General features: G+C 43.8%; 14 protein-coding genes. All 14 read right to left on the bottom strand.

Annotated elements, in window-relative coordinates; translation table 11 throughout:
* Positions 1–6 precede the first annotated feature (6 nt).
* The 14 genes from xseB to DMB45_RS00435 all read right to left on the bottom strand — a co-directional run bounded on the left by xseB (position 7) and on the right by DMB45_RS00435 (position 16549).
* Positions 7–204: an exodeoxyribonuclease VII small subunit gene (xseB, locus tag DMB45_RS00500; protein WP_041503975.1), complete on the bottom strand. Its 198-nt coding sequence runs from the start codon at positions 202–204 to the stop codon at positions 7–9.
* The gene (xseA, locus tag DMB45_RS00495) at positions 182–1582 is read right to left on the bottom strand and encodes an exodeoxyribonuclease VII large subunit (protein WP_236684958.1); all 1401 of its coding nucleotides are present in this window, start codon (positions 1580–1582) and stop codon (positions 182–184) included. The genes xseB and xseA overlap by 23 nt, the downstream gene beginning before the upstream one ends.
* Positions 1583–1586: 4 nt before the next feature.
* Positions 1587–2192 carry a ribosome biogenesis GTP-binding protein YihA/YsxC gene (yihA, locus tag DMB45_RS00490; protein ID WP_041503976.1) on the bottom strand — a complete coding sequence of 202 codons (606 nt, stop codon included), beginning with the start codon at positions 2190–2192 and terminating at the stop codon, positions 1587–1589.
* 102 nt (positions 2193–2294) lie between these two features.
* Complete coding sequence (locus DMB45_RS00485; protein WP_041503977.1) at positions 2295–4124, bottom strand: DEAD/DEAH box helicase; 1830 nt, start codon at positions 4122–4124, stop codon at positions 2295–2297.
* Between the two features lie 91 nt (positions 4125–4215).
* Positions 4216–5424 (bottom strand): cell division protein FtsZ, encoded by a 1209-nt coding sequence (ftsZ, locus tag DMB45_RS00480; protein ID WP_110688419.1) that lies wholly within the window; start codon positions 5422–5424, stop codon positions 4216–4218.
* Between the two features lie 12 nt (positions 5425–5436).
* A complete protein-coding gene (ftsZ, locus tag DMB45_RS00475; RefSeq protein WP_052634764.1) occupies positions 5437–6759 on the bottom strand; it encodes a cell division protein FtsZ in 1323 nt (440 codons plus the stop codon).
* Positions 6760–6778: 19 nt separating this feature from the next.
* On the bottom strand, positions 6779–7951 hold the full coding sequence (ftsA, locus tag DMB45_RS00470) for a cell division protein FtsA (protein ID WP_041504990.1): 1173 nt from the start codon (positions 7949–7951) through the stop codon (positions 6779–6781).
* A gap of 11 nt (positions 7952–7962) precedes the next feature.
* Entirely contained in the window at positions 7963–8688 is a 726-nt protein-coding gene (locus DMB45_RS00465) for a cell division protein FtsQ/DivIB (RefSeq protein WP_041503979.1), read from the bottom strand.
* A 20-nt stretch (positions 8689–8708) separates the two neighbouring features.
* On the bottom strand, positions 8709–10073 hold the full coding sequence (gene murC, locus DMB45_RS00460; RefSeq protein WP_041503980.1) for a UDP-N-acetylmuramate--L-alanine ligase: 1365 nt from the start codon (positions 10071–10073) through the stop codon (positions 8709–8711).
* 9 nt (positions 10074–10082) lie between these two features.
* The gene (gene murG / locus DMB45_RS00455; RefSeq protein WP_041503981.1) at positions 10083–11180 is read right to left on the bottom strand and encodes an undecaprenyldiphospho-muramoylpentapeptide beta-N-acetylglucosaminyltransferase; all 1098 of its coding nucleotides are present in this window, start codon (positions 11178–11180) and stop codon (positions 10083–10085) included.
* 27 nt (positions 11181–11207) lie between these two features.
* Positions 11208–12485 carry an FtsW/RodA/SpoVE family cell cycle protein gene (locus tag DMB45_RS00450; protein ID WP_052634736.1) on the bottom strand — a complete coding sequence of 426 codons (1278 nt, stop codon included), beginning with the start codon at positions 12483–12485 and terminating at the stop codon, positions 11208–11210.
* An 11-nt stretch (positions 12486–12496) separates the two neighbouring features.
* Positions 12497–13834: a UDP-N-acetylmuramoyl-L-alanine--D-glutamate ligase gene (murD, locus tag DMB45_RS00445; protein ID WP_041503982.1), complete on the bottom strand. Its 1338-nt coding sequence runs from the start codon at positions 13832–13834 to the stop codon at positions 12497–12499.
* Positions 13835–13844: 10 nt separating this feature from the next.
* Complete coding sequence (gene mraY / locus DMB45_RS00440; protein ID WP_041503983.1) at positions 13845–15095, bottom strand: phospho-N-acetylmuramoyl-pentapeptide-transferase; 1251 nt, start codon at positions 15093–15095, stop codon at positions 13845–13847.
* Positions 15096–15097: 2 nt separating this feature from the next.
* Positions 15098–16549, bottom strand: coding sequence for a UDP-N-acetylmuramoyl-L-alanyl-D-glutamate--2,6-diaminopimelate ligase (locus DMB45_RS00435; protein ID WP_041503984.1), 1452 nt, complete (start codon positions 16547–16549; stop codon positions 15098–15100).
* Between the last annotated feature and the right edge of the window lie 5 nt (positions 16550–16554).

Below are 16554 nucleotides of genomic sequence, written 5' to 3'. Positions count from 1 at the left end.
AAAAATTCAAACTTCCATTGATTTCAAAATATTCTCTACCTCCTCCTCCGTCTCGTGCAACTTAGCTTTACAAAAAGCAATCAGTTGGGAAACCCGCTTCACCTTCTCTCCCAATTCATCTATATCTAATTTATTATCTTCCAACTTACTGACAATACTTTCAATCTCGGCCATAGCCATTTTATAGTTCAATTTCTCTTCCATACTCTTCTTTTTTATTTTTTATTTCGCTCGTTATTTTACCATGATACAATTCCGTCTCGATCACATCTCCCGCTTGTAAACCGGTAATGTCTCTTACTGATTTTCCATTTATCCGGGTAATCGAAAACCCGCGTTCCAATACATTTTTCGGATTCATATACCTCGTTTGGGCCTCTGCCATCTCCAAACGATGGTTTTGATAAGAAAAGCAATTGCTCACTCGTTGTTCCAACTGCCTACCGTAATTCTCCAGCAACATGGTCTGACGCCCTAAACTCAACCGCACCTTTCCTTCCGCACGTGTTTTCCATTGCTCGAATCCGCCCAGTTGATTCCGGATAAACAACTTTGAACGATGTTCTGCCTTTTGTAACTGAAATACCAGGCTATTTTTCCGGTTATCCAATAGAGCACGGGTAAACTGCCTGAAATTGGAGACCAATACGTATTGTTTATTTTTCTCCTCGGCCAACCGTCGATTTACATTCATCCTCCATCGTTCCCGCAAATCTTCTATTCCAGCTTCCCTTGCCTGAAACTGCTCAATCAAAAAGGCTGCTGCTGCTGTCGGAGTTTTCACGCTCTTAAAAACGACCCTATCTACAATTGTCTCATCCCGTTCGTGACCGATTCCGGCAATAACAGGTAGCGGAAACTGAGCCACGTTTGCCGCCAATTCGTAAGAATCAAAACTCCCCAAATCGGTTTGAGAACCTCCTCCCCGAATAATCACGACCACATCGAACAAAGAGTCGTATTCATATACCCGTTCCAAAGCCGCAATCACAGACGCTGTCGTATTTTCTCCCTGCATCACTGCCGGGAATAACTTTGTATGGAAAGCATAACCGAAAGGATTCCGATGCAACTGATCTACGAAATCTCCATATCCGGCGGCTGTCGGAGAAGATATAACGGCAATAACTTTAGGTAAGGGAGAGAGTTCCAATTCCCGGTTCATATGGATAACTCCTTCCTGTTCCAAGCGATCCAGTATCTCTTTTCGTTTCCGCTCCACATCTCCTATGGTAAAGGTAGGATCTATATCGCGAATGTTCAAAGAATAACCATAAACTTCATGAAACACGACCTCCACACGAACCAACACTTTCATTCCCCGTTGTAAAGATTTTCCCGTGGTCGTTTCAAAATAAGGTTTTAACAAGCGATACGTGAATGCCCAAATCGTCGCCCTGGCCGTGGCAATAATCGCATCATCCTCTTCCCGTTTCTCCACCAACTCGATGTAACAATGTCCCGAACGATTCTCTTTGATATCAGCAATTTCCGCCACAATCAATATCCCCTCGGTGAAACTCTCCTTCAAAGTCTGTTTCACCAAATTATTCAGCTGATATAGCCCTATAGGTTCCATCATCTCTTTATTCCAACTCTACCGTTTTATTCAATTCTTCGATGTAATCCAAAATTTCCATGCGACCGATCCCCTTTTCCGACGAAGTCAAAAAAGCCTTAGGCAGACTCTCCCATTGTTCGGACATGATTTTTCCGTATTCCTCTATGCAAGTTTTCTGACGGGTTACGTTTAATTTATCGGCCTTCGTAAATACCATAACAAAAGGAACCCCATTCTCTCCCAACCAAGCCATAAACTCCAAATCAATCTTTTGAGGTTCATGACGACTGTCGATCAAAACAAACAGACAAACCATATTTTCCCGTTTCAGAATATAGTTTTTAATCATAGGTTCAAATTTGTTCCGTACCGATTTTGCAGCTTTCGCGTAACCGTATCCCGGTAGATCGACCAAGTACCATTCATTATTAATCAGAAAATGATTGATCAACTGTGTTTTCCCGGGAGTACCGGAAGTTTTGGCCAACTTACTATGGTTTGTAAGCATATTGATTAAAGAAGATTTTCCCACATTAGATCGACCGATAAAAGCATATTCATGCTTATCAGGAACGGGGCATTTATCCACCTCCGTATTACTCATTACAAATTTTGCGTTATATACTTCCATAATCTTTTATTTTAGACTTTCAAAAATACAAAAAAAGAGCCGTCCATAAAATAAATTTCCAGCTCTCTCTTTTTCTATATAAAACAAAAACGCTTGTTTTTATTAATTTCCCGCAGAAGAACGTCTGAAATTCCTCGGTTTCTTCGGATTACTCCCCGGTTTCCCTCTCCGTTTCCCCTCTACTTCCTTCTCACGTTTTCCGCTATCCCTACGTTCAAAACGATCTCTTCCGGATCTTCCGCTACGGCCCCCCCGGCTTCCCCCTCTATCCCTATCACCACCTCTCCCACGGCTACTTTGACCGCGATTGGATATCGCTCTGATGGTTAAAGGAATTCCATTGAATATCGCCCTACTGAAATCCGATGCGAAATCCGCAGCACTCTCCTCGTCGATTTCAAACTTCGTATCCGTATCGTAAATCCGGATTCCTCCTACTTCCACTCCTCTACGACGCGAATGCTTATTAATCAAGGCCATCAGATCTTTAGGAGTTAATCCGTCTTCCCGACCAATATTCAACGAAAAAGCACTAAAGACTGTGTCACCGCCACGTCCCCGGCGTTCGCCTCTTCCTTCCCGTCCTCCGCGTTCACTACGCTCTTTTTCCGTCAAGTTAAGATCCTCCGTATTTTTATACTTCTTCAACAATTTACCGAACTCGAAAGAGACCAAATGCTGAATCAACTCCTCCTTCGTATAATCGGCAAATTTATCAAACACGGTCTGCTCGAAATTCTCCAGGTTATCCTGTTGCTCTGCCGCAAGTATCTGATCGGCATAATAGGCTAATTGAGCTTTACAAATCTGATCTCCCCCGGGAACCTGTTGATAAACGAACGTTTTCTTCAACATGTTTTCGATACGACGCAACTTACCCTTCTCCTTGGAGTGAATGATAGCAATAGAGATACCCTCTTTTCCCGCACGCCCCGTTCTACCGCTCCGGTGAGTATAACTTTCGACATCATCGGGCAAATTGTAATTAATAACATGGGTCAGACAATCCACGTCCAATCCCCTGGCAGCCACATCCGTAGCGACTAACACTTTCAGTCTTTTGGAACGAAAAGCGGACATCACGTTATCACGTTGAGCCTGGCTCAGGTCTCCGTGCAAAGCATCGCAATCGATCCCGTCCCGCTGTAAATGTTTGGCTATCTCACTTGCATCATTTTTAGTCCGCGTGAAAATAATGGCATACATATCAGGGGCACAGTCGATTACCCGACGTAATGTTTCATAACAATCCTTCGCCCTCACCATATAATAGTGATGCGATACCGTATCAGCTCCCTGGTTTTTCTTGCCTACGGCTATCTCTTTCGGATTGATCAAATAATTTTTAGCAATCCGTTCTACCTCCTTCGGCATTGTCGCCGAAAACAGATAAGTATTCTTATCCTTAGGAGTCTCCTCCAGAATAAAATTCAGGTCTTCCTGAAAGCCCATATTCAACATCTCGTCCGCCTCATCCAAAACTACGGCAACCACGGATTCGATATCTACAACCTTCCGTTTTAACAAGTCTACCAACCTTCCCGGTGTAGCCACGATAACATGAACGCCCCGTTCAATCTCTTTGATCTGCCTGCGGATATCCGTACCCCCGTAAACGCAAGCGATTCGAATATCCTTACGATATTTGGAGTAGTTTTTTAAATCATTTCCGATCTGCACACACAATTCTCGCGTAGGACTCAAAACCAGGACCTGGGTGTTTTTCCATTCCGGCTCGATTTTTTGCAATAAAGGCAATCCGAATGCTGCTGTTTTCCCCGTTCCAGTCTGGGCTAAAACTACTAAATCATTTTCTTCGCCCAAAATTACAGGGATCGTCTTCTCTTGTACAGGACTCGGTGTTTCAAAACCTAAATCTGCAACTCCCTTAAGAATTTCCCCGTCTAAACCTAATTCTCTAAATTTTTCCATTAATGTAATTAAATTAATTCCATGATGCCACTTGTAATCCTTTGTCCATAATCTCCAATCACAAACAACAAATTACGATTATTTTTCCGCATCATATTCTATCTATTTTTATTTGTCTCCGAGTATACGCCGGAGTCGTTTCCAATTCTTTTATCTTCTCTTGCGGCAGGTCCGGTTGCAAAATCACATCCGATTCCTTCAATATGACCTGCACGTAATCCTTCACGCCATCCTTTATTTTCTTTATCCGTTCCGGATCTTCTTCCGTTTCCGACATTGTTACGGGTATCCCTCCTTTGATAGGTGCGGTAAAGGTATTTTCCACATCAGTGGTAGAAAAACCGGTGGCAATTATCGTTACGGATATGGAATCTCCCAAAGATTCATCCGTACCGACCCCCCAAATGACAGCGGCATTATCTCCTACTTCCTTAATAATATAGGATGTTATCTCGCTCATCTCATCCATTGTAATTTCATCCGTACCGGAAGTAATATTCAACAAGATATTACTGGCTCCCAAAATATCACTCTTATTCAACAAAGGGCTGTTTAAAGCATCGACAATAACCCTTTTGGCCCGGTCTTCTCCCGAAGCATTTGCCGCCCCCATGATAGCGATACCGCTATCGGTCATAACAGTTCTCACATCGGCAAAATCCACGTTTATATACCCCGGCAAAGTGATGATTTCAGCTATACCCTTTACGGCCGTATTCAATACATCATTAGCCTTGGCAAAGGCTGTTGACAAGGTTTGCGAACCATAAATCCGCTGAATCTTTTCATTATCGATAATGATTAACGAATCCACATAGCCCTTCAGCCTCCGTACTCCTTCCCTTGCTTGCTCCAAACGTTTCGGGCCCTCAAAACGGGAAGGGATGGTAACGATCCCCACGGTAAGAATCCCCATCTCCTTGGCAACCTTGGCAATTACCGGAGCTGCTCCAGTTCCGGTTCCCCCCCCCATAGCTGCCGTAATGAACACCATTTTCGTGCTGTTTCGCAATAACTCTTCTATCTCCTTAAAACTTTCATTGGCAGCAGCCTCTCCCACTTCCGGACGGTTTCCAGCCCCACGGCCTTCCGTCAAAGCTCTGCCCAACTGAATCTTTATGGGAACCTGACTATGTTCCAATATCTGATAATCGGTATTACACAACACGAAATCTACATCGCAAATCCCTTGTTTATGCATGTATTCGACGGCATTACCGCCTCCGCCACCTACTCCGATTACCTTAATAATCGTAGGGGAAATTTCGTTCTGGTTAAAATTTATCAATCCATCTACCATGATCATCCGCTATTACAATTCAGTATCTCTACTCATATCTTCACTAAACATTGTTCCGAGTTTACGTTTAAACCAACTGTCCACATCGGGAACCTCGTTTATTCCCCGCTTCCGGTTTCGAGCCGGATGCTGTTTTTCACGAACTTCTTCCTCGAAATCTTTCTCCTCCTCTTTTTCTATAGCTTCCATCTCTTTTCGTTGTCGCTCCCGTTGCAAACGTCGAAGCCGATTCTCCTCCTGCTTCTGCTTACGCTGTCGCTCTTCTTCCTCCAACTTCTTCGGATCTACCACCTTCAACTCAAGGTCTTCTATCTCCTCTACCTTAAAAGAGATAGGCGAACGCTTCGTATCCACAGGAACACCATTAAAACCGGTAGCTATAACCGCCACACGTAATTCGTCTCCTAACGAATCATCCTTTCCGGCTCCCCAAATTACATTAACATCGTAACCGACCAACTCTTTCAGGTAATCGGTTATCAAAGTGATCTCATCCATCGTGATCTCCTTGTCCCCGTATAACATATTCAACAATATATTGGAGGCTCCCCGTATATCATTACTATTCAATAGAGGAGATTCCAAAGCCATTTTGACGGCATCCAATGCCCGATTCTCACCTTCCGCTTCCCCGGCCCCCATCAACGCCACCCCGCTATTTCTCATGACCACTTCCACATCAGCAAAATCGACATTAACAAAACCCTTTAGCGTGATGATTTCAGCTATGCTCTTGGCCGCAATAGTCAAAACATTATCAGCCATTTCAAAAGCTTTGGACAACTTCAAATCCCCATACATATCGCGTAATTTCTCATTACAGATAATCAGTAAGGCGTCCACGTATTCTACCAATTCATCCACCCCGGCCATAGCCTGTTCTACCCTCCTTTTTCCTTCAAAATTAAAAGGTATCGTAACGATTCCAATGGTCAATATCCCTAATTCTTTGGCCTGTCTGGCAATAATGGGAGCTGCTCCCGTTCCGGTACCTCCTCCCATGCCGGCTGTAATAAAAATCATCTTTGTATTACGCTCGAGAATCGTCTTTATGTAATCCAAGCTCTCCTCTGCCGACTGGCGTCCGCGTTCCGGCAAACTTCCGGCTCCCCGGCCTTCTGTCAACTCCTTTCCGATCTGTATCCGGTTCTTGACAGGACTAATCCGCAAGGCTTGTATATCCGTGTTACAAATAACAAATTCGACACCTCGAATTCCTTGTCTGCACATGTGATTCACGGCATTACTCCCGCCTCCTCCCACTCCGAACACCTTGATGATCGACTCCTCCTGTATCGGGGCATTTAACTCCAGCAAAGTACCTTCACTAAACATAACTGAAACCATTAATTCGTTAATCATTAAAAAGTTCTCCGAACCACCTCTTCATCCGACTTCCGGACTTTTTCTGTTCTTTCCGCTCGCATCGCAGCAAACCCAATGCCGTTAAATACTCCGGTGTCTTCAATAAAGCACCTTTTTCCGACGACACATTTACGGCCCGAGCAACTCCCACGCTATGACCCGACAATTTCGATAATAAGGTATCCACACCGACAACACGGCTTCCACCTCCGGTCAATAAGACTCCTTCATCGAGATCTTCGTAACAACCGCTCTGCTGCATTTGGAATATGGCCCCTTCTAAAATCTCTTCCAAACGACACTGTTCCACGTAAGCCAAATTATGACTCTCTATACAATATTTTGTTTCGGGAATAATAACTTTTCGATTCTTGCATTCGGCCCGAAGAGCCATTCCGTATTCATGTTTTAATTTTTTAGCCTTTTCGAGATCCCGAATAGAAAAAGCCACATTCAAATCCGATTCGATCGTACGGCATCCTAACGGCAATTCCGAATAAAACAAAACCATTCCATTCTGGAATACAACGATTTTCGTACTTTCGGCTCCTAAATCGACAAGGGCAAAATTCTGATTCTCTCCTGGCTTGGTCACCAAAGCACTCGTCACGGCCCGAACGACCGAATAAATTTCCAAATGTTCGACACCTATACTCGAGAATAATATTTTCAACTCCTCTAACATCTCCTTCGATAGAATGAAAACCTGATAACGTACGTCCAAACGACGTGCCGAATATCCGACCGGATCGTTTACGACCTCCTTATCTATAAAATAAGCCATCGGAACGACATCCACAACGACCTCGTTTCCATTCTCCAAAGTATTCCTACACCTCTTCTCCAACTCAACCAAATCATGCTGGGTCACCCCCTGCGACTTGGCATATTTTAAACTTTCCCTATCCTCCAACACTTTCACCCAACTCCCCGAAAGCGCAAGGTTCAAAGAATCAATATGCACGGAATGTTCGCTTTCGAATCCATCCAACAATTGCTGTATGCAAGCTTTGGCCCTGAGTTTATCAATTATCTTTCCCCGTTTTATGCCTTGAGACGCAACACTCATGACACCTACAAGACGACAATCATCCCCGGTTTTCTCTGCCAAAGCCATCACCATGGTCTCCGACCCCATATCCAAAGAAGCTACGTATCCCATATCCTTTTATTTTATTTTCTAACACAAACTACCTGATCTTTAAATTTCAAATTTACCTCTTTATAGCGATTCCACCCTTTTTTGGCAATTCCTTGCTTTAAAAAAAGCATCAACTTGTCCATTCTCTCCTCGCAATCATCCACTTTTCCGAGGATAATCTTAAAATCACCTACTTTGGGTATCATTATAATATCTTTATTTTGAAGTACTACAATCTGTTCTATGTAAGCATCCCAAAATGAATGATCCCTCAGTTTTTTCACGAAAGGACATAATTTTTCGCAAGCAAATTTTTTAGTAATGTTACCAGTAGCAACAATAACCCTGGAAGTAAACTTAGAAGACAACGGCATCACTTTTCCGTCCGCATCAACGTAATAACCCTCACCTGTCAATACTCTTAAAACAGGTTCACGTTGTTCTATACCTACATGAAAATAACCATCTAAACTGTAGTAAACCTGAACCGATTTTATCATCGGATTTCTGACAAGTATCCTTTCCAAACTATCTTTATTTACTGTCTTAATACCCTGATTCAGAATTCCTCCATACCCATTCTTTATCATTTTCAAGATATCCTCTTCACCGACGAACACATTCATCGTGGTATCTTTGACAGTAACCCGTACCCCTCTACATGTTACCTCCCCCATTTTTGTCGCTGCAAAGGTAAACACAATTATCAGGTATGCAAGCAATATGATAAATATTATGTAAGGTACGATACGTTTCATGCTACATTTCTCTTTACAACCTAAACACTATACGTCGATTTTCTCCTATCGTTAAAGATTTTCGTAAAAATCGGTATAAAGCGATCGATATCGCCCGCCCCCATTGTCACGAATACTCCTTCTTTCACGTTCTCTTTCACGTATTCCGGAAAATCTTCTTTGGTAACCCTCTTTACGGGTACGGTTACCCGGTCCGCAATCAAAGCCGAGGTCACACCCGGAATCGGCTCTTCCCGCGCCGGATAGATATCCAACAAAATCACCTCATCGGCTAAGCTTAAGCCACGGGCAAAATCAGGATAAAAGTCATTCGTACGAGAATAAAGATGAGGCTGAAAGGCAACCGTCAATCGCTTATCCGGCCACATTTCCCGGATAGAAGAGAGAGCGGCCTCTATCTCCTTCGGATGGTGGGCATAATCATCGATATAGATCATATCCCGATTTTTCACGTGCACGTCAAAACGCCGGGCAACCCCTTTAAAAAGAGGCAAAGCCATCCGAATCTCGTCCGGGGTTACACCCGCCTGCAAAGCCACCGTAATAGCAGCTGTTGCATTTTCTACATTCACCCGTCCCGGAAAACAAAGTCTCAGCTCTTTTATCACACCTTCCGGAAACACGTAATCAAACACATAACTACCGTTTTCCACCCGCAAACGATCCGCATAATAATCCGTCTTTTCTCCTGCCGCGTAAAAACCGGTCACCGCTCGTTGCAAGGTCAGCCCTTTTCTTAAAAACAGAGGACCCTTTGTCTGGAGGGCAAAAGCCTCAAAAGCCTCCAACAGCTTCTCATGCGTTCCATATATATCCAAATGATCCGCATCCATCGCTGTAATAACGGCAACCTCCGGATGAAGGTGCAAAAACGAGCGATCAAATTCATCCGCTTCAATAACCACATAATCCGATTTTCTGTCGATCAGCAAATTCGTTCCGAAATTAGCAGATATTCCTCCTAAAAAAGCATTACACCCCACGTGAGAATGATTTAACAAAAAAGCCACCATCGTCGTCGTCGTCGTTTTCCCATGAGTTCCGGCTATGCACAACGCTTTTTTATCTTTCGATATCAAGCCCAAAACTTCTGCCCGTTTATGCAGAGAATAACCGTTGTCCCGGAAATAAGAAAATATTCGGTTCTCTTCGGGAACCGCTGGTGTATATACCACTAACGTACTCTTTTTATCTTTGAATAAAGAGGTTATTTCCCGAACATCGTCCGTATAGGTAATGGAAAATCCCTCCTCCTCACTCATTTTTCGGGTCAAGGGAGAAGGTGTCTTATCGTAACCTGCAACCGCATAGCCCATAGCCTTAAAATAACGGGCCAATGCACTCATTCCGATTCCTCCGATTCCTACAAAATAAACGTTTTTCATACGCTCGAATTAAAACAATTTTATAATTTCTTTGGCTATGATCTCGTCCGAGTCTTTCACGGCTAATTTCAATATATTGGAAGATAACTCTCTTCTCCGCTCCTCCTGATTCAACAAGTCATATAAAACATTTCCCAGGCGATCCTCGACTTCCGCATCCTTTATCATGACTGCAGCCTCTTTATTCACCAAAGCCATAGCATTCTTGGTCTGGTGATCTTCTGCTACATTAGGAGAAGGCACCAATACGACAGCCTTTCCTAACAAACACAACTCGGATATCGTTCCGGCCCCGGCACGCGCCACTACCAGATCGGCACAAGCATAAGCCAGATCCATCCGTTTCAAAAAGGGTAACAATTTTACATTGGCCGGCCATTTCTCTCCTAATTGTTGTTTCAATGTTTCGTAATAATATCCGCCGCATTGCCACAACACCTGTACGTCTTTCCAATCGGAAATCTCTTTTAAATGTTTCACCACAGCCTTATTGATACTGCCGGCACCCAAACTGCCACCGGTAACAAGAATCGTCGTCCGGCAAGTATCCAAACCATAGAACGTTATCCCCTCGTCCCGTTCTCCCGACGCTTTCAACAGATCCTTACGTACCGGATTTCCAGTGAATACAATCTTGTCTTTTTCAAAAAAACGCTCCATTCCTTCATAAGCGACACATATTTTCTTTGCCTTTTTGGCCAAAATCTTATTCGTAACTCCGGCATAGGAATTTTGCTCTTGCAATACCAAAGGGATTCCGGCATTGGCAGCGACCCGCCCGATGGGACCACTGGCATATCCCCCGACACCGACAACGACATCCGGTTCGAACTCTTTAATTATCTTTTTTGCCTTGCGCAAACTCTTCCAAAGATTCAGCAAAACCTTCACGTTTTCGAAAGTCAGCCGCCTTTGTAAGCCGCGTACCGGTAAACCTACAATTTTATATCCCGCTTCCGGGACCTTTTCCATTTCCATCTTCCCTTCTGCCCCGACAAACAGAATCTCGATCCTGTCATCCAAACGTTTCAACGCATTTGCAATAGAAAGTGCCGGAAATATATGCCCTCCCGTTCCTCCTCCGCTTACGATTACTTTTCTTACCATTTCAAAATCCAATTTAAACTTCTATTTCTATTCATCCTGATAAACAGGCTCCCGTTCCCCGTACTCCTCTTCAATATCCTCCTCTATATCTTTTGCTCTTTTTCTCAGTTTCTCACTTTTCATTCTTTGTTTCTCACGCTCTTCCCGCTCTCCCTCCTCCGAAAACGTATGGCTCACGCTTAAAATCATACCAAAAGCCGCACTCGTAAAGATAAGAGATGTTCCTCCCATACTCATTAAAGGCAAAGGTTGACCGGTAACGGGCATTAAGCCTACGCACACTCCCATATTAACAAGCGCCTGAAACACAATGCTAAGTCCCAAACCTGTTACTAAAATAGCGGGAAATGTCCGGGTACACCGGCGTACAATCACCCCGATCCGATACAGGATGATCAGGTACAAAAGCATAACGACCCCCGCTCCCAATAAACCGTATTCCTCGATAATAATAGCAAAAATGAAATCCGAATACGGATGAGGCAAGAAATTACGCTGTACGCTATTCCCCGGTCCCAAACCGACCAATCCCCCTTTTGCAACGGCAATTTTCGCTTGATCCGACTGATAAGAGTCATCGCTATTAACAGATTCCGGATTAAAAAAATTCACGATACGGCTCTTCACGGTAGCGATACGACCGATTTCTGCCACCTTGGGCACGGTGAAAGCCAATACCAACAGCACTAATATTGTCGCCACAAGAGCTCCGACCGACATCGCTATCAGTTTTAACCGCAATCTACCGACAAACAACATGGCCAAACAGACCAAGCCCATCAACAACGAGGTCGAGAAGTTGTCCAAAAAGATCAGAAAAATGACCGGTCCCGCAACAAACAAAATCTTCTTCAATGCTTCATCGTCACAGCAACGCTCATTCTGATAAAAAGCGATGACCCTGGCACAATACATGATAACCCCCAATTTCGCCATTTCCGAAGGCTGAAAGGTAAAACCTATTCCCGGAATAGTCACCCAACGACCGGCATCATTCAAAGTTGTCCCGGCAAACTTAGCCCATAATAAAAAAATGAACGACATCCCCAGAACAATCTTTGCAAAAGAAAGAAAGTACTTGTAATGAATGGATTGCAAGGTCAGAATAACCACCAAACATCCCGACATCAAAATAACCTGTTTGATCAGGAAATAACTGGTATTACCGCTACGGACACGATAAGCCAAACTACCCGTCGAAGAATAAACGACCATAACGGAAGCAAGCATCAAACCGATAATAACATACCAAAGTATCCTATCACCTTTAAAAGAGAGTTTTTTCCTTAAATCAAACCAGTTCATATCGTTTTATATCACTTTAGGGCTTTTACTTTTTCTTTAAACAATTCTCCCCTATGCTCGTAATTTTTAAACAAATCAAAACTGGCACAACAAGGAGAAAGTAAAACGACATCCCCGGCAACAGCCCTGCTGTAAGCCACGGCAATCGTCTCGTCCAACGAATGCGTATCCACGACCTCACATATACCGGAGAAACTATCTATCAATTTTCTATTATCCATCCCCATACAAATCAACAACTTCACCTTCTCTTTCACTAAATCGTTCAACACGCTGTAATCATTTCCTTTGTCCGTCCCTCCTGCAATCCAAACGACCGGAGCATGCATGCTATCCAAGGCATACCAGGCGGAATCCACATTGGTAGCCTTCGAGTCGTTAATATAAGTCACTCCACCGACTACCGCCACCGTTTCCAAACGGTGTTCCACTTGCGGGAAAGTGGTTAACCCTTTTCTTAAACTCTCGTCGCTCACTCCGGCTTTCAGCGCAGCCAATATTGCAGCCATCGCATTATACACGTTATGACGCCCCTGTATCGTAACAGCTCGTTTCTCTATTCGAAACACCCTGTTTTCCAGGCGAGCGACAATCGCATCGTCTTCTACATAAGCATTTAAACGGGAATCGGAAGAATAAGTGAATCCAACCGCCTCGGGTTCTATTTTCCCTTTTTCCACCCGTTCCCGGACAACGTCACAATCAGATCCGTATATAAACAGATCCGACGGCTTCATATTATTTACAATCCGAAATTTCGAGCCGACATAATTTTCGAATTTATAATCATACCGATCCAGATGATCCGGAGTAATATTGGTCAATATCGCCGTATCGCATTTAAAACAGTACATCCCGTCCAACTGGAAGCTCGACAGTTCGACCACGTATATTTCATGTCGATTTTCCGCTACTTGTGCAGCTAAACTGTTTCCCACGTTACCCGCCAACCCGACATCCATTCCCGCCTGTTTGAGGATATGATACAACAATAAAGTAGTCGTCGTTTTTCCGTTACTCCCCGTAATGCAATACATCTTTGCATCACTGTGACGGCCGGCAAACTCGATTTCCGAGATAATCTCGATTCCTTTCTTTCGAATATTCTGAATTATAGGAATATGATCCGGGATACCAGGACTCTTCACAATCAAATCCGCCGCAAAAATCAACTCTTCCGTATGACGCCCCTCCTCAAAAGGGATCGCTTCTTTTTCCAATATATCTTTATACCTATCCGCCAATTTTCCTTTGTCGGAAAGAAAAACCCTATATCCCAACTTTTTCCCTAACAAGGCAGCACCGACACCGCTCTCTCCTCCTCCCAATACGATTAATTTTGTTTCCATAACTTCCACATTATCTTATTTTCAACGTCACAATAGTTAACACGGCCAAAGCAATCCCCACGATCCAGAATCGGGTAACGATTTTAGGTTCCGGGATGCCTTTCTTCTGAAAATGATGATGTAACGGAGACATCAAAAATACGCGACGTCCCTCTCCGTATTTCTTTTTCGTGTATTTAAAATAACTTACCTGCATAACGACAGAAAGATTCTCCATCAAGAAAATCCCACATAGAATAGGGATCAATAACTCCTTATGGATAATAATGGCAAACACGGCAATGATTCCACCTAATGATAAACTACCCGTATCCCCCATAAACACTTGGGCGGGAAAAGAGTTGTACCATAAAAAACCGATCGTAGCACCAATAAATGCAGCGATGAAAACCACCAGCTCGCCGGAATGCGGTATATACATAATATTCAAATAATCAGCATACACCATATTACCCGACACGTAAGCCAATATTCCCAAGGTGGCCCCGACAATAGCCGATGTGCCCGTCGCCAGACCGTCCAATCCATCGGTCAGATTAGCGCCGTTCGACACGGCCGTCACTATTAAAATGGTAATGACAATAAAAACAATCCATCCCACCTCCTCTGCATATTTGCCCGCGAATACTCCGAACCAGGCGTAATCGAACTCGTTATTTTTAAAAAACGGAATAGTCGTTTTAGTCGATTTAACATCTTTTGCCAATGCTTTAGCCGAATCTTTCGTAGAAAAACCTTCGTCTACCGTACTTACCAACTCGCCGACTTCCGAAAAAGAGACCTTTTCACGAATCACGACACCGTCATTCAGATAAAGGGTTAATCCCACGATTAATCCCAATCCTACCTGACCAATTACCTTAAAACGCCCTTTCAGCCCCTCCTTATGTTTCCGGAAAACTTTGATATAATCATCCAAGAAACCGATTAACCCCAACCAGATCGTTGAAATAATCATCAATTGAATATAAACATTATCCAAGCGGGCAAAAAGAATAACCGGAAGCAAAATAGCCAGCAGAATAATAACCCCTCCCATTGTCGGAGTGCCTTTTTTCTGCATCTGTCCCTCTAATCCCAAATCCCGGATCTCTTCTCCGACTTGTTGACGCTGCAACATACGTATGATACGTTTTCCGACTACCGTGGCTATAAGCAACGATAAAATAATCGCACAGGCAGAACGAAAAGTAATGTAATGAAACATGCCCGCTCCCGGAAAATTTAACTGCTCCAAATAATCAAAAATGTGATAAAACATGGTTATCGATTAAATATTTCTTGTATAACTTCTTTATCGTCAAAATGGTATTTCACCCCTTTTATCTCCTGATAATTCTCGTGTCCCTTTCCGGCTACCAGCACCAGATCTCCTTTTCGGGCCAACATCAAAGCCGTACGGATAGCTTCTTTCCGATCCGAAATAGCCAAGACCTTTACCTCTTCATGCCGGGGTATTCCGGCACGCATCTCTTCAATAATAGCCGAAGGCTCCTCGCTCCTCGGGTTATCCGAAGTCAATATCACCTTATCGCTCAACCGGCAAGCGACCTCAGCCATTTCCGGCCGTTTGGTGCGATCCCGGTCTCCCCCTGCCCCGACAACAGTAATAACCTGATTATTCTTCCCCTTCAGATCCTGTATCGTTGACAACACATTCTCTAACGCATCCGGCGTATGAGCGTAATCCACTATCGCCATGATCCCCGTCGAAGACAACACGGTCTCAAAACGCCCCGATACCGGAACCAACAAACTCATTGCTTGCAAAACCTCCTCATTTTCCAATCCCAACAGACAAGCAGAAGAATAGACTGCCAACAAATTATACGCATTAAAATCCCCCGTGAATTTAGTCCATACCTCCCGGCCGTTCAATGTCAGCAAAGTCCCGTCCAAATGTCGTTCGATGACCTTTGCATTAAAATCAGCCATTCTTTTACACGAATAGGTATATTTCCGGGCAACGGTATTCTGCAACATGACTGTCCCGTTCTTATCGTCTAAATTAGTCAAAGCGAAAGCCCGGGCTGACAATCCGTCGAAAAAGGCCTTTTTAGCTTCTATATATGCTTTGAACGTTTTATGGTAATCCAAATGATCGTGCGTTATATTTGAAAAAATTGCCCCGTCAAAATCCAAACCGCTGATTCGTTTCTGATCAATAGCATGCGAACTCACTTCCATAAAACAATACTCACATCCGGCATCCACCATCCTCCGCATCAAGGCATTAATCTCCAGAGCATCGGGCGTCGTATGCGTAGCCGCCACTTTTTCCTCCCCGATGTAATTACAGACGGTAGACAAAAGCCCGGCCTTTCCTCCTAAAAGGCGGATCAATTCATACAACAAGGTAGCCGTCGTCGTTTTTCCGTTGGTACCGGTCACTCCTACCAGCTTCATCTTTTCCGAAGGATTACCGTAATAATTAGCAGCCATCCGTCCTAAAGCATCAGAAGAATCCTCCGTTACGACATAAGTCACATGCCTTGACAAATTCTCCGGTAATTGCTCGCAAACAACTGCCCCGGCACCAGCGGCAACAGCTTTATCTATAAATACATGCCCATCGATATTCACTCCTCGCTGAGCCACAAAAAGATCATTCCTATCCACCTTTCTGGAGTCGAAATGAATAGCATGAACATCTACGTTCAAATCCCCTTCCACGGACAAACAAGCTACTCCATCCAATAGATCTCCTAATTTCATCTCTT

This window comes from Sanguibacteroides justesenii, from assembly GCF_003204205.1.
GTDB classification, from domain to species: Bacteria; Bacteroidota; Bacteroidia; order Bacteroidales; family Marinifilaceae; genus Gabonibacter; species Gabonibacter massiliensis.
The sequence above is the reverse complement of the archived record's forward strand: the minus strand, read 5'-3'. Positions and strand labels throughout refer to the sequence as shown.